This is a genomic window from Nocardioides taihuensis, assembly GCF_042657275.1.
Lineage (GTDB): Bacteria > Actinomycetota > Actinomycetes > Propionibacteriales > Nocardioidaceae > Nocardioides > Nocardioides taihuensis.
In genome coordinates this window covers 625,888-646,470 of the sequence record NZ_JBHSKD010000027.1, presented here as the reverse complement: position 1 = coordinate 646,470, position 20,583 = coordinate 625,888, and the positions used below count along the sequence as shown (strand labels likewise).

General features: G+C 74.3%; 25 protein-coding genes. 14 read left to right on the top strand and 11 right to left on the bottom strand.

Annotated elements, in window-relative coordinates; translation table 11 throughout:
• Positions 1–11: 11 nt before the first annotated feature.
• Positions 12–1,607 (top strand): citramalate synthase, encoded by a 1,596-nt coding sequence (cimA, locus tag ACFPGP_RS21120; protein ID WP_378593131.1) that lies wholly within the window; start codon positions 12–14, stop codon positions 1,605–1,607.
• 7 nt (positions 1,608–1,614) lie between these two features.
• The gene (locus tag ACFPGP_RS21115; protein WP_378593128.1) at positions 1,615–2,424 is read left to right on the top strand and encodes a methyltransferase domain-containing protein; all 810 of its coding nucleotides are present in this window, start codon (positions 1,615–1,617) and stop codon (positions 2,422–2,424) included.
• A gap of 87 nt (positions 2,425–2,511) precedes the next feature.
• Here ACFPGP_RS21115 and ACFPGP_RS21110 read toward each other — a convergent pair whose 3' ends face one another.
• On the bottom strand, positions 2,512–3,081 hold the full coding sequence (locus ACFPGP_RS21110; RefSeq protein ID WP_378593126.1) for a mycothiol transferase: 570 nt from the start codon (positions 3,079–3,081) through the stop codon (positions 2,512–2,514).
• A 46-nt stretch (positions 3,082–3,127) separates the two neighbouring features.
• A complete protein-coding gene (locus ACFPGP_RS21105) occupies positions 3,128–3,742 on the bottom strand; it encodes a TetR/AcrR family transcriptional regulator (RefSeq protein WP_378593124.1) in 615 nt (204 codons plus the stop codon).
• A 72-nt stretch (positions 3,743–3,814) separates the two neighbouring features.
• On the opposite strand from ACFPGP_RS21105, the gene ACFPGP_RS21100 reads away from it, so the two are divergent.
• The 3 genes from ACFPGP_RS21100 (at position 3,815) to ACFPGP_RS21090 (ending at position 5,907) form a co-directional block, all read left to right on the top strand.
• The gene (locus ACFPGP_RS21100) at positions 3,815–4,366 is read left to right on the top strand and encodes an NADPH-dependent FMN reductase (protein WP_378593122.1); all 552 of its coding nucleotides are present in this window, start codon (positions 3,815–3,817) and stop codon (positions 4,364–4,366) included.
• A gap of 22 nt (positions 4,367–4,388) precedes the next feature.
• The gene (locus ACFPGP_RS21095; RefSeq protein ID WP_378593120.1) at positions 4,389–4,778 is read left to right on the top strand and encodes a VOC family protein; all 390 of its coding nucleotides are present in this window, start codon (positions 4,389–4,391) and stop codon (positions 4,776–4,778) included.
• 73 nt (positions 4,779–4,851) lie between these two features.
• Positions 4,852–5,907: a hypothetical protein gene (locus ACFPGP_RS21090; RefSeq protein WP_378593119.1), complete on the top strand. Its 1,056-nt coding sequence runs from the start codon at positions 4,852–4,854 to the stop codon at positions 5,905–5,907.
• Here ACFPGP_RS21090 and bioD read toward each other — a convergent pair.
• From bioD to ACFPGP_RS21075, 3 genes are read right to left on the bottom strand one after another with little or no spacing between them, the layout of a single operon-like run.
• Positions 5,897–6,589: a dethiobiotin synthase gene (gene bioD, locus ACFPGP_RS21085; protein WP_378593118.1), complete on the bottom strand. Its 693-nt coding sequence runs from the start codon at positions 6,587–6,589 to the stop codon at positions 5,897–5,899. The genes ACFPGP_RS21090 and bioD overlap by 11 nt on opposite strands.
• Complete coding sequence (locus tag ACFPGP_RS21080; RefSeq protein WP_378593117.1) at positions 6,586–7,767, bottom strand: 8-amino-7-oxononanoate synthase; 1,182 nt, start codon at positions 7,765–7,767, stop codon at positions 6,586–6,588. The genes bioD and ACFPGP_RS21080 overlap by 4 nt, the downstream gene beginning before the upstream one ends.
• The gene (locus ACFPGP_RS21075; RefSeq protein WP_378593115.1) at positions 7,767–9,059 is read right to left on the bottom strand and encodes an adenosylmethionine--8-amino-7-oxononanoate transaminase; all 1,293 of its coding nucleotides are present in this window, start codon (positions 9,057–9,059) and stop codon (positions 7,767–7,769) included. The genes ACFPGP_RS21080 and ACFPGP_RS21075 overlap by 1 nt, the downstream gene beginning before the upstream one ends.
• A 66-nt stretch (positions 9,060–9,125) precedes the next feature.
• Between ACFPGP_RS21075 and bioB the strand changes: the two genes are divergently transcribed.
• Positions 9,126–10,121, top strand: a complete 996-nt coding sequence (gene bioB / locus ACFPGP_RS21070; RefSeq protein ID WP_378593113.1) for a biotin synthase BioB — start codon at positions 9,126–9,128, stop codon at positions 10,119–10,121.
• 15 nt (positions 10,122–10,136) lie between these two features.
• The gene (gene bsaP, locus ACFPGP_RS21065; RefSeq protein ID WP_378593111.1) at positions 10,137–10,334 is read left to right on the top strand and encodes a biotin synthase auxiliary protein BsaP; all 198 of its coding nucleotides are present in this window, start codon (positions 10,137–10,139) and stop codon (positions 10,332–10,334) included.
• Between the two features lie 11 nt (positions 10,335–10,345).
• On the opposite strand, the gene ACFPGP_RS21060 is transcribed toward bsaP, so the two are convergent.
• The 5 genes from ACFPGP_RS21060 to ACFPGP_RS21040 form a co-directional block, all read right to left on the bottom strand.
• A complete protein-coding gene (locus tag ACFPGP_RS21060) occupies positions 10,346–10,831 on the bottom strand; it encodes a hypothetical protein (RefSeq protein ID WP_378593109.1) in 486 nt (161 codons plus the stop codon).
• A gap of 71 nt (positions 10,832–10,902) precedes the next feature.
• Positions 10,903–11,607, bottom strand: coding sequence for a M23 family metallopeptidase (locus tag ACFPGP_RS21055; RefSeq protein WP_378593107.1), 705 nt, complete (start codon positions 11,605–11,607; stop codon positions 10,903–10,905).
• On the bottom strand, positions 11,604–12,233 hold the full coding sequence (locus tag ACFPGP_RS21050) for a pentapeptide repeat-containing protein (protein WP_378593106.1): 630 nt from the start codon (positions 12,231–12,233) through the stop codon (positions 11,604–11,606). The genes ACFPGP_RS21055 and ACFPGP_RS21050 overlap by 4 nt, the downstream gene beginning before the upstream one ends.
• Position 12,234: 1 nt before the next feature.
• Entirely contained in the window at positions 12,235–12,510 is a 276-nt protein-coding gene (locus ACFPGP_RS21045) for a DUF2087 domain-containing protein (RefSeq protein ID WP_378593104.1), read from the bottom strand.
• Positions 12,511–12,520: 10 nt separating this feature from the next.
• A complete protein-coding gene (locus ACFPGP_RS21040) occupies positions 12,521–12,811 on the bottom strand; it encodes a DUF1905 domain-containing protein (protein ID WP_378593102.1) in 291 nt (96 codons plus the stop codon).
• 117 nt (positions 12,812–12,928) lie between these two features.
• Here ACFPGP_RS21040 and ACFPGP_RS21035 point away from each other — a divergent pair, with 117 nt between their 5' ends.
• From ACFPGP_RS21035 to ACFPGP_RS21025, 3 genes are all read left to right on the top strand, one after another.
• On the top strand, positions 12,929–13,108 hold the full coding sequence (locus ACFPGP_RS21035; RefSeq protein ID WP_378593100.1) for a DUF6767 domain-containing protein: 180 nt from the start codon (positions 12,929–12,931) through the stop codon (positions 13,106–13,108).
• An 80-nt stretch (positions 13,109–13,188) separates the two neighbouring features.
• Positions 13,189–13,458 (top strand): DUF6767 domain-containing protein, encoded by a 270-nt coding sequence (locus ACFPGP_RS21030; protein WP_378593098.1) that lies wholly within the window; start codon positions 13,189–13,191, stop codon positions 13,456–13,458.
• Entirely contained in the window at positions 13,455–14,933 is a 1,479-nt protein-coding gene (locus ACFPGP_RS21025) for a sensor histidine kinase (protein WP_378593096.1), read from the top strand. Before ACFPGP_RS21030 ends, ACFPGP_RS21025 begins: the two co-directional genes overlap by 4 nt.
• Here the strand turns inward: ACFPGP_RS21025 and ACFPGP_RS21020 are convergent.
• The gene (locus ACFPGP_RS21020; protein ID WP_378593094.1) at positions 14,876–15,847 is read right to left on the bottom strand and encodes a 3-methyladenine DNA glycosylase; all 972 of its coding nucleotides are present in this window, start codon (positions 15,845–15,847) and stop codon (positions 14,876–14,878) included. The genes ACFPGP_RS21025 and ACFPGP_RS21020 overlap by 58 nt on opposite strands.
• Before the next feature lie 25 nt (positions 15,848–15,872).
• Between ACFPGP_RS21020 and ACFPGP_RS21015 the strand changes: the two genes are divergently transcribed.
• From ACFPGP_RS21015 to ACFPGP_RS21000, 4 genes are read left to right on the top strand one after another with little or no spacing between them, the layout of a single operon-like run.
• A complete protein-coding gene (locus tag ACFPGP_RS21015) occupies positions 15,873–17,240 on the top strand; it encodes a pyridoxal phosphate-dependent decarboxylase family protein (protein ID WP_378593092.1) in 1,368 nt (455 codons plus the stop codon).
• Positions 17,241–17,275: 35 nt separating this feature from the next.
• Entirely contained in the window at positions 17,276–18,085 is an 810-nt protein-coding gene (locus tag ACFPGP_RS21010) for a fumarylacetoacetate hydrolase family protein (protein ID WP_378593090.1), read from the top strand.
• The gene (gltX, locus tag ACFPGP_RS21005) at positions 18,082–19,545 is read left to right on the top strand and encodes a glutamate--tRNA ligase (protein ID WP_378593088.1); all 1,464 of its coding nucleotides are present in this window, start codon (positions 18,082–18,084) and stop codon (positions 19,543–19,545) included. The genes ACFPGP_RS21010 and gltX overlap by 4 nt, the downstream gene beginning before the upstream one ends.
• Complete coding sequence (locus tag ACFPGP_RS21000) at positions 19,542–20,576, top strand: CPBP family intramembrane glutamic endopeptidase (protein ID WP_378593086.1); 1,035 nt, start codon at positions 19,542–19,544, stop codon at positions 20,574–20,576. The genes gltX and ACFPGP_RS21000 overlap by 4 nt, the downstream gene beginning before the upstream one ends.
• Positions 20,577–20,583 lie beyond the last annotated feature (7 nt).

Sequence of the window (20,583 nt, the reverse complement as noted above, 5' to 3'; positions counted from 1 at the left end):
GGAAGCTGGCCATGGACCTCCACGGCGCCTTCCACGTCTACGACACCACCCTGCGCGACGGCGCGCAGCAGGAGGGGCTCAACCTCTCCGTGGCCGACAAGCTGAGCATCGCCCGCCAGCTCGACGACCTGGGCGTCGGCTACATCGAGGGCGGCTGGCCGGGGGCGAACCCCAAGGACACCGAGTTCTTCCGGCGCGCGGCCGCCGAGCTCGACCTGCGTCACGCCAGGCTCGCGGCGTTCGGTGCCACGAGGCGGGCCGGCGTCCGCGCTGCCGACGACCCGCTGGTGGCCGCGCTGCGCGACAGCGGCGCCCCGGTGGTCACCCTCGTCGCCAAGTCGCACGACCGCCACGTCGAGCTCGCCCTGCGCACCACGCTGGAGGAGAACCTCGCGATGGTCCGCGACACCGTCGCGCACCTGCGGGCCGAGGGGCAGCAGGTCTTCCTCGACGCCGAGCACTTCTTCGACGGCTACCGCGACAACCGCGACTACGCCCTCGAGGTGCTGCGCACGGCCGCAGAGGCGGGTGCGGACGTCGTCGCGCTGTGCGACACCAACGGCGGGATGCTGCCGGCGTGGGTGGCCGACGTCGTGCACGACGTCGTCGAGACCACCGGCGCCCGGGTCGGCATCCACTGCCACAACGACACCGGCTGTGCGGTCGCCAACACCCTCGCCGCGGTCGACGCCGGCGCGAGCCACGTGCAGGGTACGATCAACGGGTACGGCGAGCGCACCGGAAACGCGGACCTGATCTCGGTCGTGGCCAACCTCCAGCTCAAGCTCGACCGCGCGGTCCTGCCCGACGGCCTGCTGTCGGAGGCGACCCGCATCGCGCACGCCGTCGCGGACGTGACCAACTTCCCGCCCGCCTCGCGGCAGCCCTACGTCGGCACCTCGGCGTTCACGCACAAGGCGGGGCTGCACGCCAGCGCGATCAAGGTCGACCCGGCGCTCTACCAGCACCTCGACCCGGTGGCCGTGGGCAACGACATGCGGCTGCTGGTCAGCGACATGGCCGGTCGCGCCTCGATCGAGCTCAAGGGGCGCGAGCTCGGCTTCGACCTCTCGGGCGACTCGGCCGAGGACAGGGCGCTGGTCACCCGGGTCACCGAGCGGGTCAAGGCGCTGGAGTCGCGCGGCTACACCTTCGAGGCCGCTGACGCGTCGTTCGAGCTGCTCCTCGTCGAGGAGGTCGACGGCGTGCGCCCGTCGTACTTCGACGTCGAGTCGTGGCGGGTGATCACCGAGACCCGGCCGGGTGACGAGGCGGTCTCCGAGGCGACGGTCAAGCTGCGCGCGGACGGCGTGCGGTACGTCGTCACGGGGGAGGGCAACGGCCCGGTCAACGCGCTGGACCAGGCGCTGCGCGAGGCGATCGGGCAGGCCTACCCGGAGGTGGCCAAGCTCGAGCTGATCGACTACAAGGTGCGGATCCTCGACCAGGGCCACGGCACCGACGCGATCACCCGGGTGCTGATCGAGACCTCCGACGGGCGCTCGTCGTGGGTCACGGTCGGTGTGGGCCACAACGTGATCGAGGCGTCGTGGGACGCGCTGGTCGACGCCGTGACCTTCGGCCTGCGTCGCCACCACCAGTCGTGAGCCGGCCGTGAGCCCCGACGACGTCTACACCCACGGCCACGCCGAGCCGGTGCTGCGCTCGCACCGCTGGCGCACGGCGGAGAACTCCGCCGGCCACCTCCTGCCGCACCTGCGCGAGGACGCCCTGGTGCTCGACGTGGGCTGCGGCCCCGGGACGATCACGGTCGACCTCGCCCGCCGGGTGCCGCGCGGCCGGGTGGTGGGTCTCGACCGGTCGGCGGACGTGGTCGCGCAGGCGGCCGAGGAGGTCGCTCGCAGCGGGGTGCCGAACGTCGAGGTGACCACCGGCGACGTCTACGCGCTGGCCCACGACGACGACACCTTCGACGTCGTGCACGCCCACCAGGTGCTGCAGCACCTGACCGACCCGGTGGCGGCGCTGCGCGAGCTCGGACGTGTGTGCCGGCCCGACGGGCTGGTCGCCGTGCGCGACAGCGACTACGCGGCGTTCACCTGGTGGCCGGAGGCCCCCGGGCTCGACGAGTGGCTCGACGTCTACCGCCGCGTCGCCCGCGGCAACGGCGCCGAGCCGGATGCCGGACGCCGGCTCAAGGCGTGGGCGCGGGAGGCCGGCCTCGAGGTGGTCGCGGCGACCGCGGGAGTCTGGTGCTACTCCTCGCCCGACGAGGCCGCCTGGTGGGGCGGTCTGTGGGCCGACCGGTTGGTCGGCTCCGCGCTGGCCGACCAGGCCGTGGAGCAGGGGGTGGCGACCGCCGACGACCTCGCTCGGCTGGCCGCGGCGTGGCGCGAGTGGGCGACGTCCCCGGACGCGTGGTTCGTGGTGCCGCACGGTGAGGTGCTGGCCCGGCCGTCCTGACACCCCTCGGCGTGCGCTGGAGCGATAGGTGCATGTGCACCTATCGCTCCAGCGCAGTGCCGGGCACCTCCGGCCGGCGCGGCCGGATCAGGGCTGCCAGCCCGGCGGCGGGTCCTCCCCGGTCAGCCCGTCGGCCGCCTCGCGCAGGAGGTCGGCGTGGCCGGTGTGCCGGCCGTACTCCTCCACGAGGTCGAGGAGCAGTCGTCGCAGGCTGGCGTGGTTGCCCTCCTCGTCGGCGGCATGGACGGGCTGGTCGAGCCCTCCTGCGACGGGGAACGACGCCAGGCGCTGCCGCGCCCGCGCGACCGCGTCGTCGTACAGCGTGTAGAGGTCGGCGGGGGAGTCCTCGACCGCCGAGGACAGCTCCCAGTCGTTGCTGCCGTCCCACCCCCAGCCGGCCCACGGCTCGCCCAGCGGTACGCCGGTCAGCTTCACGGTGGTGGCGTAGTCCTCCTGCGCGGCGAGGTGCTTGAGCAGCCCGGCCAGCGTCAGCGTCGACGACGCGGTGCGGGCGCGCAGGCCAGCGGCGTCGAGTCCGCCGGCCTTCCAGCGGAACGTCGCCCGCAGGCGGTCGAGCGCGCCCAGCACCTGCTCGACCTCGCTGCCGGCCAGCGGCGGCTCCCACCAGGTCTCCTCGGTCGTGTCGTCGTCGGTCATGCCGTCGACCCTAGGACCGTTCCCGGACGGTCGGCGTCCGGAAGCCTCAGGCGCCGATCCGCGGCGGGTTGGCCACGACCCGGCGGGCCAGGTCGACCCACCCGTGGTAGACCCGCTCGACGTCGATGCCCTCGACCCGCACCTGCTGGTCGAGCACCGACGCCTCGAGGGGCGCCATCAGGGCGGTGGCGAGCAGCGGGAGGTCGCCGCTGACGCCGAGCTCGGTGAGCAGGTAGCGCACGTGCATCGCCGCGAACGAGTACGCCGCGTAGGACCGCATCCCCGCCCGCCCCGCGTGGCGGATCAGGTCGGCGTGCAGCAGGGTCATCTCGATGCGGCTGTGGCCGAAGGCGAGCAGCCGGTCCCACGGCGGGGCCCCCGGCCCGAGCGGCGGCGGGCCCGAGATCACCGAGGCCTGCCACTCGGTCTCGGTGTGGTCGAGCATCGCTGCCATCAGGCCCTCGCGCGAGCCGAACCGGCGGAAGACCGTGCCCTTGCCGACACCGGCCTCGGCGGCGACGGCGTCCATCGTCACCCCGTCGAGCCCGCACCGCTCGACGAGCCGCTCGCACGCCTCGAGCAGGGCGGTGCGGTTGCGCACGGCGTCGCGGCGCACGCGGGGTGCACCGTCGACGACGGGGAGGAGCCGGGGCTCGGACATGACGGCGCTCACTCTAGGGATCAGCGGGCGTCCCGTGCCCGCCGGAATGGAACCGGACCACAGTCCGTTTAGATGTCCATGACGACGAACATCCTGGTCCTGCTCGGTAGCCTGCGTGCCGGGTCCGTGAACCGCCGTGCCGTCGAGCACGTCCGCGACCACGCGCCGGAGGGCGTGCAGCTCACGATCGCCGATGGTCTGGGCGACCTGCCGTTCTACGACGCCGACCTCGACACCGACACCCCGCCGGCCACCGTCGCGGCCCTGCGCGAGGCGGTCGCCGCGGCCGACCGTGTGCTCGTGGTGACCCCTGAGTTCAACGGCACCATGCCCGCTGTCGTGAACAACGCCATCGACTGGCTCTCCCGCCCCTTCGGCGCGGGCGCCCTCCGGGGCAAGCCCCTGGCCGTGGCCGGCGCGTCCTTCGGTCGCTACGGCGGCGTCTGGGCGCACGACGACGTGCGACGCTCCGCCTCCGTCGCCGGCGCGCAGGTCCTCGAGGACGTCAAGGTCTCGGTGCGCCCGGAGGGCGAGGACCCGGCCCTGGACCCTGCCCTGATCGGTGCCGTCACCGAGGCGGTGCGCACCCTCGCGGCGTTCGACGAGGCGGCCGCGGCCGCCTGACCGCCGGGTTACCGTCGGTCGCATGGCCGACGCGCTCACGCCCTACCTGTCCGTCGCCGATGCCCGCGCGGCCATCGACTGGTACGCACGGGTGCTCGGGGCGGAGGTGACCTACGAGCCGATCGTGACGCCCGACGGACGGGTCGGGCACGTGGAGCTCGATGCCGGCGGCGCCCGCTGGATGATGGCGGACGCGCATCCCGAGATCCGGAGCCCGGCCCCGACGCCCGGGGCGGGCAGCCCGGTCACCCTCCACCTCACGGTGGACGACGTGGACGCCGTCATCGAGCGCGCCCGCGCCGCCGGTGCGGACGTCGACCGCGAGCCCGGCGACAACCCCGGCGTGGGTCGCATCGCGGTGTTCCGTGACCCGTTCGGGCACCGCTGGATGCTCAACCACCCGGTGGACTAGCGCACCCGGCGCGGCCACCCCGACCGCCCTACGCTGCCACGGACAGGGCCCGACGTCGACGAGGCGGTCTTCCATGCTGCACCTGGCGCGCGTACGACGGGCAGCGGTCCTGGCCGCGACCCTCACGGTGGCGATGGGCGCGGCCGTCACCCTCACGCCGGTGCCCGCGGCCCACGCGGTGGTCGAGGGACTGCTCGACGTCACGGTCCAGGGCCCGGACGGCTCGCCCCTGAGCGGCGCCGGCGTGACTCTCTACCAGGCCAACCAGGTCAACCCGGACCCGATCACCGACCCCGACTGGCACCCGGTGGTCATCGGGGGAGGCACCAGTGGTGACGACGGTGTCGCCCACCTCGCGCAGGAGATCCCGCTGGGCCAGACGGTCCTGGAGGTCCGGGTCCTCGTGGAGAAGGCGGGCTACTTCCCGCAGTGGTACCAGGCGGCCGCCAACTACACGAACGCCAACAACGTCTCGATGTCCGACGGGAACCTCGCCGAGGTGAGCGTGGCGCTCTCCCAGAAGCTGCGCATCGTCGACGTCTACGTCTACGACCCCGTCTCCGAGGCCGACCTGGGCAACACGACGGTCGGCCTCTTCGCCGTGGACGGCGACGGTGTCACCCCGACCCTGACGCGGACGACCAACGGCAGCGGGGTCGCGCAGTTCAAGCTCGGTGTCGCCGCCCTCGACCCCAACTTCTACCGGATCAGGGCCACGCGGGCGGGCTACCTCGACCAGTGGTGGGTCGACCCGCCCGGCAGCTCCACGAACACCTTCGACGGGGCCACCTCCCTCGACCTCACGGGCGAGACCGGGTCGTTCCCGGTCAACATCGCCATGACGGCCGGCGACCCCGTCCCCTTCGCGGCCGCCCCGAAGCCCACGATCGCCGGCAAGGCGCGCAAGGGCGAGACGTTGAAGGCCCGGCCGGGTGACTGGGACCCGATCCCGACGTTCCGGTTCCGCTGGTACCGCGGGTCGCACGCGATCGACGGCGCGACGGCGAAGTCGTACACCCTGCGCAAGGCCGACGTCGGCAAGCGGATCTCGGTGAAGGTGAAGGGTTCGCGGGACGGCTACGTCACCACGACCCGCACCAGCGCGAAGACGGCCACGGTCAAGCCGTAGCGTCGGCGAACCAGCCCGGAGCCGCCGCGACGAAGGCGTCGCGCGACAGCGAGCCGGCGCCGGCGGGCAGGACGCCGAGCAGCGGCACTCCGCTCACCCGCGGCAGGTCGTCGCGGTTGCAGCGCTCGGCGAGGTCGGGGTCCTCGGGCCAGGAGCCGATCACCACGCCGGCCGGCTCGAGGCCGCGTGCGCGGGCCGCCTGCACCGTGAGCTCGGTGTGGTTGAGGGTGCCCAGGCCCGCCGCGGCGACCACGACCAGCTCGACCTCGGGACCGTTCGGGTGCGCCGCGAGCAGCGCGGCGAGGTCGAGCAGCGTGCCGCCCGCGGTGTCGAGGCGCACGAGCAGCCCGCCGGCTCCCTCGACCAGCACCGTGTCGTGGAACTCCGCCAGCACCCGCACCCGGTCGGCGTGCTCCTCCACCGACGGGACCTCCACCCCTGCCAGCCGTGCGGCCGTGTCGGGAGCCAGCGGGTCGGCCAGGCGCGTGTGCTCCTGCACGGCGCAGCCGGACAGGTCGTGGACGACGTCGGCGTCGCCGGGGTCGTCGTGGCCGACGCCCGTCTGCACGGGCTTGACCGCGATCACGGTGCCGGCGGCGCGCGCCCGGACGGCGAGGGCGGCGGTCGCGACGGTCTTGCCGACCTCGGTGCCGGTGCCGGTCACCACGACGACGCGGCTCACCGGGCCCCCTGCTCCCCGGGGCCCGGTGAGCCGGCGCCCAGCTCCTTGGCCACCTGGCCGACCACGCCGGCTGCCCGCGCCCAGTCGGCGTCACCGAGGCCTGCGGTCGCGGTGACCCGGAGACGGGAGACGCCGTCGGGCACCGAGGGTGGGCGGAAGCAGCCGACCAGCACGCCCTCCTCGCGGGCGGCGGCCTGGGCAGCGAGGGCGGCCTGCGGCGACGGCATCGGTACCGACAGCACCGCGCCGGCAGGCACCTCGACCCCCAGCGCGCCCGCCAGCGCGGTGATCCGGTCGTGGACCAGCGCCGGCAGCGCGGGCTCGCGGCGCAGCACCTCGATCGCCGCCAGCGCCCCGCCCGCGGCGGCCGGAGCGAGGCCGGTGTCGAAGATGAAAGGTCGCGCCCGGTTCACCAGGTGCTCGACCACCGCGGGGGAGCCGAGCACCGCGCCGCCCTGCGCGCCCAGCGCCTTCGACAGCGTGGCGGTGACCACGACGTGCTCCTGCTGGGCCAGCCCCTCCTGGTGCACCAGTCCCCGGCCGTCGGTGCCGGCCACGCCGAGGCCGTGTGCCTCGTCGACGACCAGCAGTGCGCCGTACGACGCACAGACGCCGGCGAGCTCGAGCAGCGGCGCGGCGTCCCCGAGCACGGAGAACACCGACTCGGTCAGCACCATCGCGCGCCGCCCGTCGGCGCCGGCCAGGGCGGCCGAGACCGCGGCGACGTCGGCGTGGGGCACGACCGCGACCTCGGCGCGCGAGAGGCGCGCGGCGTCGACCAGGGACGCGTGGACGTGGGCGTCGGAGACGACCAGAGCGTCGCGGCCGGCGAGCGCGGTCACGACCGCCAGGTTGGCCTGGTAGCCGGTCGACGTCACCAGCGCCGCGGGCCGGCCGGTCAGGTCGGCGAGCGCCGTCTCGAGCTCGTCGTGGAGCGCGAGGGTGCCGGTGACGAGGCGCGAGGCTCCCGCGCCGGCGCCCCAGGTACGTGCGGCCGCGGCCGCCGCGGCGACCACCTCGGGGTGACGGCCCAGGCCGAGGTAGTCGTTGCCGGCCAGGTCGAGCAGGTCGTCGTCGGCGGGCCGCGGCCGCAGCGACCGCTGCAGCCCGGCCGCGGCGCGCTCGGCGGCCTGCGCCGCGAGCCACTCGGGCCAGGAGGACCCGCCGGACGCCGCCATCAGGCCACCGCCGCCGCGGCCGCGACGCCGGCGCAGATCCGCGCAACGTCGTCGTCGGTGCAGACGTAGGGCGGCATCGTGTAGACGAGGTCGCGGAACGGGCGCAGCCACACGCCCTCGTCGAGCGCGGCCTGCGTGGCCTTGCCGGTGTCGACCGGGTGGTCGAGCTGGACGACGCCGACCGCGCCGAGCGTGCGCACGTCGGCGACGCCGGGCAGCCCGCGGCACCCCGCCAGGCCGGTCGCCAGCCCGGAGCCGATCCGCGCGACGTCGGCGCGCCAGGCCCCGGTGGCGAGCACGTCGAGGCTCGCGAGCGCGACCGCGCAGGCGAGCGGGTTGCCCATGAAGGTCGGCCCGTGCATGAGCACGCCCGACTCCGAGGCGGACAGGTCGCGGGCGACCCCGTCGGTGCACAGCACCGCCGCCAGCGTGAGGTAGCCGCCGGTCAGAGCCTTGCCGACGCACAGCACGTCGGGGGACACGCCGGCGGCCTCGGCGGCGAAGAAGGTGCCGGTGCGCCCGAACCCGGTCGCGATCTCGTCGAGCACCAGGAAGAGCCCGTGCTCGTCGGCCACCTCGCGCATCACCCGCAGGCACGCGGCGTCGTACACGTGCATCCCGCCGGCGCCCTGCAGCAGCGGCTCGACCACGATCGCGGCGAGCTCGTGGGCGTGGGCGCTGGCCAGGGCGCGGAAGGACTGCGACCAGCGCTCGACGGCGGCGGCGTCGCCCGGGGCCGGTGGCCGGTCGGCGAAGACGTGCTCGGGCAGGACGTCGCGGAACATCGTGTGCATGCCGCCCACGGGGTCGCACACGGCCATCGCGCCGAACGTGTCGCCGTGGTAGCCGCCGCGCACCGTCAGCAGCCGGGTGCGCTCGGGACGGCCGCGCCCGCGCTGGGCCTGGAGCACCATCTTCAGCGCCACCTCGACGCTCACCGACCCGGAGTCGGCCAGGAACACGCGCTCGAGCCCGTCCGGCGCGACCTCGACCAGCCGCGCGGCCAGCCGGACGGCCGGCTCGTGGGTGAGGCCGCCGAACATCACGTGCGCGAACTCGTCGACCCGGCTCCGCAGCGCCGCGTCGAGCGCCGGGTGGCGGTAGCCGTGGATCGCCGCCCACCACGACGACATCCCGTCGACGACGCGGCCGGCGTCGGCGAGCTCGAGGTGCGCGCCGGACGCGCCCGTGACCAGCCGGGTCGGCGCCGGGTCGTTCATCGACGCGTAGGGGTGCCAGACGTGGGTGCGGTCGAGCGCGAGGAGTGCGGCGGCGGGGTCGGGGGAGGCCATCGCGGCTGAGTCTACGAGCGTGGACCGGGGGCGGGCGCCGGGCGTCCGGGCGCTAGCCTCGTCGGCGTGACGGACATCCTCGAACGCGCCCGCCAGCAGGTCCTCGACGACGGCGTCGGACTCGCGTACGACGACCTGGTCGAGGTGCTGCGCCTCCCGGACGACCGGATCCCCGAGCTGCTCGACCTCGCCCACGCCGTGCGGATGGCGCACTGCGGTCCCGAGGTCGAGGTCGAGGGGATCATCAGCCTCAAGACCGGCGGCTGTCCGGAGGACTGCCACTTCTGCAGCCAGTCGGGCCAGTTCACCTCGCCGGTGCGCTCGGTGTGGCTCGACGTGCCGCAGCTGGTGCAGGCGGCCAAGGAGACCGCCGCGACGGGCGCGACCGAGTTCTGCATCGTGGCGGCGGTGCGCGGCCCCGACGAGCGGCTGATGTCGCAGGTCCGCGAGGGGGTCGCGGCGATCCAGGAGGCCGTCGACATCAACGTCGCCTGCTCGCTGGGGATGCTCACGCAGGAGCAGGTCGACGAGCTGCGGGCGATGGGCGTGCACCGCTACAACCACAACCTCGAGGCGGCGAAGTCCTACTTCCCCTCCGTGGTGACGACGCACTCCTACGAGGAGCGCTGGGACACCTGCCAGATGGTGCGCGAGTCGGGCATGGAGCTGTGCTGCGGCGGCCTGGTCGGCATGGGTGAGACGCTGGAGCAGCGGGCCGAGCTCGCCGCGCAGCTCGCGGAGCTCGACCCGCACGAGGTGCCGCTGAACTTCCTCAACCCGCGCCCCGGCACGCCGTTCGGTGACCTGCCGCTGATGGGCTCCGCCGACGCGCTGCGCACGATCGCGGCCTTCCGGCTCGCGATGCCGCGCACGGTGCTCCGCTACGCCGGCGGCCGCGAGCTCACCCTCGGCGACCTCGGCACCCGCGACGGCCTCCTCGGCGGCATCAACGCCGTCATCGTCGGCAACTACCTGACCACGCTGGGCCGCGACGCCGACGAGGACCTCGCGCTCCTCACCGAGCTCAAGATGCCCATCAAGGAGCTCGCCAAGACCCTCTGAGGTCGCGGCAGCGTCATGACCGAGCCGACGACCGGGGAGTACTGCGGCCACTGCGGGCAGCCGCTCGCCGCCGAGGACCACGCCACCTGCCGCACCCGCCTCGCGATGGAGCCGCCGCGCTTCTGCACGCGCTGCCGGCGCCGGATGAAGGTCCAGGTCACCCCCCGCGACTGGACGGCCACCTGCGTCGAGCACGGCACCGTGAGCGGATAGCCGGGAGCGGCTCAGTCGGCCGCCGGGAAGGGGTCGAAGGTGAGCGCGGTCACGGGTTCGACCAGCTCGCCCGACTCGAGCAGCCAGGTCAGGACGTTGGCCATCCCGCCGGTGACCACGACCGCGTTGTCCGAGTCGCGCGGCAGCACGACGCACCGGTCGGGCGCGCTGTCGACGAAGCACACTTCGTCACCGTTGAACGTGTCCGCCACGAGGACACCCCGGGCCTGGAGCTGCTCGCGCGTGACCCCGGTGCCCTCGGTCTCCCAGAACCAGTACTCGCGCACCCGCTCGCGCCACTCGTGGGTCATCTCCACGACCCGGTCGGGGCCGTACACGCGCACGATGTCGCCGACGGCTCCCGAGCCGAAGCGTTGCGCGAACTCCCCGTAGCCCGCCGGGAAGCGGGTCCCGAGCGTCCTGGCGGCGCCTGCCACCTCGGCCGCAGAGGCAGCGGAGAGCGGGGGCGAGGTCGGCTGCAGGGCGTCGAGGTCCATGGGCGCAGTGTGCCCCAGGTGGGCACGGCGCGACCCGTCTTCGACCACCCGGGTCGGCGCGGGCCACCGGCTCACCCCAGGTCGAGCAGGCGCTCCGGGGCGACGGCGGTGGTGTAGTCGCCGCCGGCAGGGCGCACCTCGAAGTGCAGGTGGCAGCCGTCGGGGGCGCCGCTGTCGCCGACGCGGGCGAACAGGTCTCCCCGGGCGAGCCGGTCGCCGGGCCGGACGAACACGCGGGTGGTGTGGCCGATGACGACGTCGCGGGCGCCGACGCGCAGCAGCACCGGGTCGACGCCGTACGCCGGGCCGAGCGTGTCGTGCGCGAGGACCAGCGCCGCACGGCCGACACGCAGCGGGACGCCGCACGGCATGGCCACGTCGACGCCGTGGTGGAAGCCCTGGCCGCCGGGGCAGCCGGGGTCGGAGTCGTAGTAGGGCGCGGGCGTGCAGCCGAACGGGATCATCACGCGGTGCCGCCCGGCGAACCACGGCGACGACCAACGGGTGCGGTCGTCGGTGAAGAACCGCCAGCGCGGGTCGGACGGCCGCGGCGTCCGGGTCGCCGTCGGGGAGGGCGCGGGGGAGGGCGGCTCCGCGGCCGGGGCGCTGTGGGTGGCCGACGGCGTCGGCTCGGGTCCGCTGGGGCTCGACACGGCTGGCGGCCCCGCGCCGCCCGGCGTCGAGAACAGCGGTTCCTCGGGGGAGCTGCAGGCGGCCAGGCCGGCCGGGCCAGCCAGGGAGACGGCAACGAGCAGGGGCAGCGCCGCGAGCCTCACTCGCCGACCCCGGCCCCGGCGTCGACCACGGCGCCGTGCAGCTCGGCCAGCTGCACCGCGCCGACGAGATCGAGCCGGGTGTTGCGCAGCCGCGCGGCGCGCAGGTCCACGCCGGGCAGGGAGGCCCCGCGCAGGTCGGCGTCGGTGAGGTCGGTGTCGTGGACGGTCGCGCCGTCGAGGCGTACGTCGCGCAGCACGGCGCCGCTCAGGTCCGAGAGCGACAGGTCGGCCTCGGAGAGGTCGACACCGGTCAGGTCGAGCCTGGCCAGGGTGGTGCCGCGCACGGTGACGCCCCGCCACTGGCCGCCGCGCACGGTGAGGGGGCGCATCGTGCACTCCGCGAACACGGACCCGACCAGCTTGCAGCCGTCGAGCGTGGCGTCGAAGAAGCTGCTGCGGCGGAAGTCGCAGGCCACGAACGCCGTCGCGGTGTGCACCGAGGAGTTGAACCGGCAGCCGCGGAACGTGCACGACTCGAAGGTCGCGCCCGAGGTCCTCGCCTCGGTCAGGTCGACGTCGTCGAAGGTGCAGTCGGTGAACCGCGCGGCGCCGAGGTCCTCGGCGTACCAGTCCTCGCCCCGGAAGGCGCGTCCCTCGGCCGGTGGCCGGGCCCCCTGTGACGTCACCTCAGACCTCGAACGTCCCACCGCTGCGCCAGTACCGGCCCTCCTCGCGGGTCAGGAACTGGTTCTCCACCAGGTAGCGCCGCAGCGCGGCGTAGTCGGGGTGGAAGCGCAGCAACGTCTCGTTGACCTCCGCCTCGGCGTAGGTCCGCCCGGGCTCGAACTCCTGGGACAGGCGGTCGAGCACGACCAGCAGCTTGGCGTGCTTGGTCGGGATCGTGTGCAGTCGCCCGTCGGCGCTCATGAAGTTGCTGAGGACCCTCTCCGACGCCTCGTTCATGCGGCGCAGACTAGCCCGAGCCGAGCACGCGCAGGCGCACGGTCACCGGCTCCCCGACCTCCACGTCCTCGGCGCGGCGCACGGCCTTCTTGACCGGCAGCACGAAGCACCCGCTGGCGGCGTCCGGGAACACCGAGGTCCGCCAGGTCGTGGCGCCGACCTCGACCTCGACGCGCACCGACCCGAAGCCGCGGGGCTCGCCGGCGAGCAGGCGGACCTCCTCGGAGACGTCGGCGGGCACGGTCACGAAGACCCACGCGCCCTCGCCGTGGTGCTCCCACAGGGGGGAGGTGAACTCCATGCCGCGATCCTGCCCGCACCCGCCGACAGGGCGCGAGGGGGCGGCCACGTCCTCGAAACTGGTGAACAGCACGCTGGTCCCGGCGCCGGGACCAGGCGACCTGCCTACGGTGGTGTCGTGAGGAAGGGCGCTGCCGCCGTCGAGGCGACCGGAACTGCTGAGCCCTGCCCGGTGCGGCCCGGGGACCTGTGCACGCGCTGCGTGCCCGGCGTCGCCGGCCCGTCCGACTGCGGGCTGGTCTGGCTGATGGGGCACAGCCCCGACCTGCACGTCGAGTCCTCCGTGGACCGCCTGTGACGTGCTGCGCGGCTCGTTGTCCCGTGCCCGCGGGACCTTTGTCCCTGCGCCGCACTGCCCCGGCCTCCTAGCGTGGCGGTGTGGGAGGAGCAGCAGGCGGCCCGCGAGGCCGCGCGCGGGGCGCCGGCGGCCGGGCCGCGCCCCGGTGCCCGGTGCGCCCGGGTGACGCCTGCACGCTCTGCTTCCCCGGCGCGACCGGCCCCGAGGACTGCGGCCTGGTCTGGCAGGTGATGCAGGACGCCGATCTGCGCGCCCGCCTCGCCGAGCTCCGGGCCGAGCACCAGGCCGAGCAGCGGGCCGAGCAGCGGGCCGCGCTGGACGCCCGGCTGGCCGGGCGGAGCCGGCCGTGAGCCCGCACCCCGACCCGACGGCGCTCGACGCGCTCGAGGGACGCCGGCTGCGCCGCCTCTTCGACCATCTCCCAGCGCTGGTGGCCTTCTGGGACCGGGACCAGCGCAACGTCGTGGCCAACCAGGCGTACGTCGAGTGGTTCGGCGTCTCGCCGGACGCCATGCGCGGCGTGCACATCCGCGAGGTCCTCGGCGAGGAGGTCTACGCCAAGAACCTCCCCCACATCCTCGGCGCGCTCGCCGGGGAGGAGCAGCTCTTCACGCGCACCCTCGTCGATCCCACCGGCCGGGTGCGGCACAGCCAGGCGTCCTACGTGCCCGACGTGGTGGACGGCGAGGTGGTCGGCTTCTTCGTCCTGGTCACCGACGTGACGCCGCGGGTCGAGGCGCAGCGCGAGCTCGACACGGCGCAGGAGATGGCCAAGGCCGGCAGCTGGGTCTTCTACCCGGGCACCGGCGAGACCACCTGGTCGGCCGAGATGTACCGCATCCTCGGCTACGACCCGGCGGCCCGGCCCGGGGAGGCGGGCTGGGTGCAGCCCGCTGCCGAGACCCACCTGGCGCGGGTGCACCCGGAGGACCAGGCCCGGGTGACCGCGCTGCGGGAGCGCCTCACGAGCCTGGACGAGGGCTACGACGCGGCCTACCGCCTGCTGCTCCCGAGCGGCGAGGTCAGGTACGTGCGCAGCGTCGGGCGGGTGGAGCGGGACGCCGCCGGCGCCGTCGTCCGCGTCACCGGCACCACCCAGGACGAGACCGAGCTCCGTCGGGCCGCCGAGGACCTGGCCGTCGCCAACCAGCAGCTCAGCGAGGCGAACGGCGCGCTCGGCGACATGATCGGCATGCTCGGGCACGACATCCGGCAGCCCCTCCAGGGGGTCCTCGGGTTCCTCCAGGTCTCGCTCCGCCAGTGGGACGGCGCATCGCCTGACACGCTCCGGGACCTCGTGGTCCGCGCGGAGCGCTCGGCCCGCCGCATCGACGCGCTGGTGCACGACATCCTGACGCTGGTGAACGTCGACACCGGGACGCTCATGAGCCGCCCGGTGCGGACCCGCCTCTCCTCGCTCGCCGAGGACGCCGCAGCGGCGATGGAGGACGTCGACGTCGTGGTCGACCTCTCCGGCGACGCGGAGGTCGACGTCGACGCCGTCCAGGTCCGGCAGGCCCTGGTCAACCTCCTCGCCAACGCCGTGCGCTACGGCCGACCGCCCGTCGTGCTCACCACCGGCACCGACGGCTCCGAGGCATGGCTGGCGGTCACGGACCACGGCGAGGGAGTGCCCGAGGAGTTCGTCGGCGAGTTGTTCCAGCGGTTCGCCCGGGCGAGCCCCGGGGTCGCCGGGCGGCACGCCGGTACGGGCTTCGGCCTCTACCTCGTCCGGCGGCTGGCGGAGGCCAACGGGGGCCGGGTCGGTTACGTCCGCGCACCGGGCGGCGGCGCCTGCTTCACGCTCACGCTGCCCGTCGCCTGAGCCTCCGGGCCCGGCCCGGCGGCCAGCAGGAGCCGCTCGCACTCCTCGACCAGCCGCTGCCGCAGCGGTGCGCCGCGCTCGGCGAAGCCGCGCTGCGCCGCGACGTACTCCTGCTTGCCCTCGGGGGTCTCGATCCGCACCGGCTCGAAGCCGAGGTCGCGCAGGTCGTACGGCGCGGCCCGCATGTCGAGCTCGCGGATCGCGCGGGCGAGCTCGAAGCAGTCCGCGACCAGCTCCGAGGGCACCAGTGGTGTCAGCCGGAAGGCGTGCTTGTAGAGGTCCATGCCGGCGTGCAGGCAGGCCGGCTGCTCGTACGCCGCGCGGTCGTCGCGGCCGGGCCGCAACCGGTTGAGCGGTCGCGCGGTCGGGGTGAAGAACCGGTAGGCGTCGAAGTGGGAGCAGGCGATGCGGTGCGACTCGACGACCTCGTCGGTGCCGGCGCGGCCCAGGCGCAGGGGCCAGGAGTGCCGGGTCTCGTCCTGGCCGTGCACCATCGCCCACTCGTGCAGACCGAAGCAGCCGAGCTGCGGCGCCCGTCCCGCGGTCGCCACGAGCAGCGCGTGGATGCCCTCGACGAGCGGCCGCTGCGACGCCAGGTGGCTGCGCGAGACCGCCCGTGCGGGTCGTGTGCCCGAGGCCACCCCGGAGGGTGGTGTGGGGCACACGACCCGTTCCTCGTAGCCCTTCAGCCCGGCGTACTCCTCCGCCCCCGCGAGCGCCACGCCCCACCCGGGGTGCCAGCGTCGCAGCTGCGCCGGGCGCTGGGAGTAGTAGGTGAACAGGAAGTCGTGGACGGGGTGCTTCTCGCCGTGGCGACGCCGGGCGAGGTGCGGGGCGACGAGGGCGTCGACCCGGGCGGCGTGCGCCGCGGCACGCGACCGCCAGACCTCCTCGGACAGGACCTCGACCACCACCGGTCGAGGGTAGGACGATGGGCCGATGGACCCCGAACCCGGGGCGCTCGACCGCGCCTGTGCCCACGCCGTCGACTGGCTCGACTCCCTGCCCGACCGTCCGGTGCCGCCGCGCGCGTCGGTCGCCGGCGTCGCCGACGCCCTCGGTCGCGAGCTTCCGGACGGCCCGACAGACCCCGCCGACGTGGTGGACCTGCTGGCCACGGCGTCGGAGCCCGGGCTCACGGCGATGCCCGCGGGCCGGTTCTTCGGATTCGTGATCGGCGGCACCCACCCGGCCGCGCTCGCCGCGGACTGGCTGGTCTCCGCCTGGGACCAGAACGCGGGCCTGCGCACGGTCACCCCGGCTGCCACGGCGGTCGAGGACGTCGCCGAGGCGTGGGTCGTCGACCTCCTCGGGCTCCCCGCCGGTGCGGCGGTCGGGTTCGTCACCGGCGGCACCATGGCCAACTTCACCTGCCTCGCCGCCGGCCGGGACGCCGTGCTGCGCCGCGCCGGGTGGGACGTCGCGGCCCGCGGCCTGGTGGGTTCGCCGGGCGTCCGCGTGCTCGTGGGGGAGGAGCGGCACGACTCCGTCGACCTGGTGCTGCGCTACCTCGGCCTCGGCGAGCCCGAGCCGGTCGCCGCCGACGACCAGGGCCGCGTCGTCGTCGACGCGCTGCGCGCCGCCCTCGAGGACGGCGACCCGCGCCCGACGGTCGTCTCGCTGCAGGCGGGCAACGTCCACTCGGGCGCCTTCGACCCCTTCGCCGAGGCGATCACGGTGGCCCACGAGCACGGCGCCTGGGTCCACGTCGACGGCGCCTTCGGGCTGTTCGCGGGCGCGTCCGCGTCGTACCGGCACCTCGTCCGCGGCTACGAGGACGCCGACTCGTGGGCCAGCGACGCGCACAAGACCCTCAACGTGCCCTACGACTGCGGGCTCGCGATCGTCCGCGACCCCGCCGACCTGCGCGCCGCGATGTCGATGGTCGGGCCCTACCTCATCCAGGACGCCGCCGGCGACCCGTTCGAGAAGGTGCCCGAGCTGAGCCGGCGCAACCGCGCCGCGACGGTGTGGGCCGTGCTGCGGGCCCTCGGCCGCTCCGGGGTCGAGGAGCTGGTCGACCGGATGGCCGGCCACGCCGCGACGTTCGCCACCGGCATCGCGGCGCTGCCGGGCGCCGAGGTGCTCCACGACGTGGTGTTCACCCAGGTCTGCGCCTCGTTCGGCGACGACGACCGCACCCGCGGCGTGGTGGCGCGGATGCTCGAGGACGGCACGGCCTGGACGTCCGGCTCGACGTGGCACGACCGCGCGGTGCTGCGGCTGTCGGTGAGCAACTGGTCGACGTCCGACGACGACGTCGCCCGCACGCTCGACGCGCTCGGCCGGGCGGCCGCCACCGGCTGAGCCCGCGCCGCGCGGTGCTCGCTAGGCTCGCGGGCGTGCGCATCGCGAGATTCACCACCGGCGGGGACCCCCAGTACGGCGTCGTCACGGGCGAGCTCGACCAGTTCGGCCAGCCGTCCGAGGACGCCCGGGTCGTGGCGCTCGCCGGCGACCCGCTCTACGTCGGGCTGAAGCTGCTCGACGAGGAGCACCGCCTCGAGGACGTCCGGCTGCTCGCACCGGTGCTCCCGCGCAGCAAGGTCGTCGGCATCGGCCGCAACTACGCGGCGCACGCCGCCGAGCTCGGGCACGACCTGCCCGCCGAGCCGTTGATGTTCCTCAAGCCCAACACCAGCGTGGTCGGCCCCGGCGACCCGATCTTCTACCCGCGCCAGACGCAGGAGCTGCACTTCGAGGGCGAGCTGGCGGTCGTGATCGGCCGGATCTGCCGCGACGTCCCTCCCGAGCAGGCCACCGACGTGATCCACGGCTACACGATCGGCAACGACGTGACCGCGCGCGACCTGCAGCGCTCCGACGTGCAGTTCACCCGGGCCAAGGGCTTCGACTCCTTCTGCCCGCTGGGGCCGTGGATCGAGACCGACCTCGATCCGCAGGCCTTCGTCGACGGGGTCGCGGTGCAGACCCACCTCAACGGCGAGCTGAAGCAGGACGGCAACACCCGCGACCTGATCTTCGACATCCCGACCCTGATCGCCCACGTCACCAGCGTGATGACGCTGCTGCCCGGCGACGTGATCCTCACCGGCACCCCCGAGGGTGTCGGACCGATGGAGGTGGGCGACGAGGTCGAGGTCTCGATCGCCGGCCTCGGCTCTCTCACGAACAAGGTGGCCCAGCGTTGAGCAACGTCCGCGTCCGTTTCTGCCCGTCCCCGACCGGATCGCCGCACGTCGGCCTGGTGCGCACGGCCCTCTACAACTGGGCCTTCGCGCGCCACCACGGGGGCTCGATCGTCTTCCGGATGGAGGACACCGACAAGGAGCGCAGCACCCAGGAGTCCTACGACGCGATCCTCGACCTGTGGCGCTGGCTCGGCCTCACCTGGGACGAGGGCATCGAGGTCGGCGGCCCGCACGGCCCCTACCGGCAGAGCGAGCGCGGAGAGATCTACGCCGACGCGCTCGCGCGGCTGCGTGACTCGTCGTACACCTACGACTGCTTCTGCACCAACGACGAGGTCGAGGCGCGGCGCAAGGCGTCGGGCTCCAAGGTGATGGGGTATGACGGTTTCTGCCGCGAGCTCTCCGCCGGGCAGCGCGCGGCCTTCGAGGCCGAGGGGCGCCGGCCGGTCGTGCGGTTCCGGATGCCGGAGGGCTCGATCACGTGGACCGACCTGGTCCGCGGCGACATCACCTTCGAGACCGAGCACGTGCCCGACTTCGCCCTGTGCCGCGCCAACGGAGACCCGCTCTACACGCTGGTCAACCCCGTCGACGACGCGCTGATGCAGGTCACCCACGTGCTGCGCGGGGAAGACCTGCTCTCGAGCACCCCGCGCCAGATCGCGCTGTACGGCGCGCTGACCGAGCTCGGCATCGCGCAGCGCACCCCGGAGTTCGGCCACCTGCCCTACGTGATGGGGGAGGGCAACAAGAAGCTCTCCAAGCGTGACCCGCAGGCCGACGCCCTGGCCTACCGGGAGCAGGGCTTCGTGGCCGAGGGCCTCCTCAACTACCTCGCGCTGCTGGGCTGGGCCATCGGCCCCGACCGCGACGTCTTCACGCTCGACGAGATGGTCGCGGCCTTCGACATCAAGGACGTGAACCCCAACCCGGCGCGCTTCGACCTCAAGAAGGCCGAGGCCATCAACGCCGACCACGTCCGGTTGCTCCCGGTCGAGGAGCTCACCCACCGCGTGCTGCCGTTCCTCAAGAAGGCAGGGGTCGTCGGCGACCCGGTGCACGACAGCGACGCCCAGCTGCTCGAGCTGGCGATGCCACTGGTCTGCGAGCGGATGAACAAGCTGACCGAGGCCGTCGACATGCTCGGCTTCCTCTTCGTCGACGAGGCCGACTTCACCCGCGACCCCGGCGACGTCGAGAAGCTGCTCGACGAGGCCGGGCGCGGGGTGGTGCAGGCCTCGCTCGACGCGCTCGCGGACCTGCACCCGTGGTCGGCCGGCGCCATCCAGGAGGCGCTGCAGGGAGCCCTCGTCGACGGGCTCGGGCTCAAGCCGCGCCACGCCTACGGTCCGGTGCGGGTGGCCGTCACCGGCAGCCGGGTCTCGCCGCCGCTCTTCGAGTCGCTCGAGCTGCTCGGACGCGACCGCAGCCTCGGCCGGCTCCGGGGCGCTCTGGCATGACCACCCCGCCGGAGCCGCCGGGCCAGCCGCCGTACCCGCCCCCGGCGTACCCCCAGCCCGTGCCGGCGGCCACCGGCCCGCGCGCGTGGCTGGAGTACCACCTGCTGCTGCGCGCCGGCGAGCGCGGACAGTGGCGCTACGCGGTGGGGCTGTTCGTGCTGGCCGTGCTCATGTACGTCGTCGCCCCGATCGTGCTGATCATCCCCTTCGTCGTCTGGTACGTCGTGCAGTCCGGCGGCGACGGTGCCGTGCTGCGCAGCGACCTCGAGGCCCTGGTCGACACCACCGACCCCACGCCGGCCACGCTGGCCTACCTGCTGCTGAGCCTCTCGGCCGCGATCCCGCTGACCTGGCTGGTGGTCCGCACGCTGCACGGGCTCAAGCCGCGGTGGCTGGCCTCGGTGCGCCCCCGCATCCGGTGGCGCTTCCTGCTCGCCTGCGTCGGGCTCTCGGTGGTCGCGCTGCTCGTGAACTTCGTGCTCTCCGCGGTGGTGCCCGCACCTGCCGCGGGCGGCGACGTCTCCGGAGACCCGAACGCCTGGTCGCCGACGATGCGCGACTTCCTGCTCGTGATCCTGCTGCTGACCCCGCTGCAGGCGGTGGGGGAGGAGTACGCGTTCCGTGGCTACCTCACCCAGGCCTTCGGCGGCCTGTTCGGCAGCCGCGCCGCCGCGGTGATCGGGCCGGCGGTGCTGTTCGCGCTCGCCCACGGGCTGGGCCAGAGCGTGCCGATCTTCATCGACCGCCTCGCCTTCGGCCTCGTCGCGGGGGTGCTCGTCATCCTCACCGGCGGGCTCGAGGCGGGGATCGCCTTCCACGTGCTCAACAACTGGGTGGCGTTCACGCTGGCGGCGGTCTACCTCGACATGGGCGACGCCCTCAACCCCACCGGCGGCTCGTGGTGGGACATCCCGGTGACCGTGGTGAAGTCGCTCGTGTACGTCGGTCTCGCCGTGCTCGTGGCCCGTCGGATGGGGCTCACGACGACCGCGGACCCAGCCGTTTTGGAGGCCTCCCGGCGTCGCGTGTAAGGTTTCT

Coding starts and splice junctions, on each gene's coding strand:
- cimA (WP_378593131.1), top strand. CDS start 12: ATGGACCTCCACGGCGCCTTCCACGTCTACGACACCACCCTGCGCGAC.
- ACFPGP_RS21110 (WP_378593126.1), bottom strand. CDS start 3,081: ATGACCGACGACGACACGACCGAGGAGACCTGGTGGGAGCCGCCGCTG.
- ACFPGP_RS21105 (WP_378593124.1), bottom strand. CDS start 3,742: ATGTCCGAGCCCCGGCTCCTCCCCGTCGTCGACGGTGCACCCCGCGTG.
- ACFPGP_RS21100 (WP_378593122.1), top strand. CDS start 3,815: ATGTCCATGACGACGAACATCCTGGTCCTGCTCGGTAGCCTGCGTGCC.
- ACFPGP_RS21095 (WP_378593120.1), top strand. CDS start 4,389: ATGGCCGACGCGCTCACGCCCTACCTGTCCGTCGCCGATGCCCGCGCG.
- ACFPGP_RS21090 (WP_378593119.1), top strand. CDS start 4,852: ATGCTGCACCTGGCGCGCGTACGACGGGCAGCGGTCCTGGCCGCGACC.
- ACFPGP_RS21080 (WP_378593117.1), bottom strand. CDS start 7,767: ATGGCGGCGTCCGGCGGGTCCTCCTGGCCCGAGTGGCTCGCGGCGCAG.
- ACFPGP_RS21075 (WP_378593115.1), bottom strand. CDS start 9,059: ATGGCCTCCCCCGACCCCGCCGCCGCACTCCTCGCGCTCGACCGCACC.
- bsaP (WP_378593111.1), top strand. CDS start 10,137: ATGACCGAGCCGACGACCGGGGAGTACTGCGGCCACTGCGGGCAGCCG.
- ACFPGP_RS21060 (WP_378593109.1), bottom strand. CDS start 10,831: ATGGACCTCGACGCCCTGCAGCCGACCTCGCCCCCGCTCTCCGCTGCC.
- ACFPGP_RS21045 (WP_378593104.1), bottom strand. CDS start 12,510: ATGAACGAGGCGTCGGAGAGGGTCCTCAGCAACTTCATGAGCGCCGAC.
- ACFPGP_RS21040 (WP_378593102.1), bottom strand. CDS start 12,811: ATGGAGTTCACCTCCCCCCTGTGGGAGCACCACGGCGAGGGCGCGTGG.
- ACFPGP_RS21015 (WP_378593092.1), top strand. CDS start 15,873: ATGGACCCCGAACCCGGGGCGCTCGACCGCGCCTGTGCCCACGCCGTC.
- ACFPGP_RS21000 (WP_378593086.1), top strand. CDS start 19,542: ATGACCACCCCGCCGGAGCCGCCGGGCCAGCCGCCGTACCCGCCCCCG.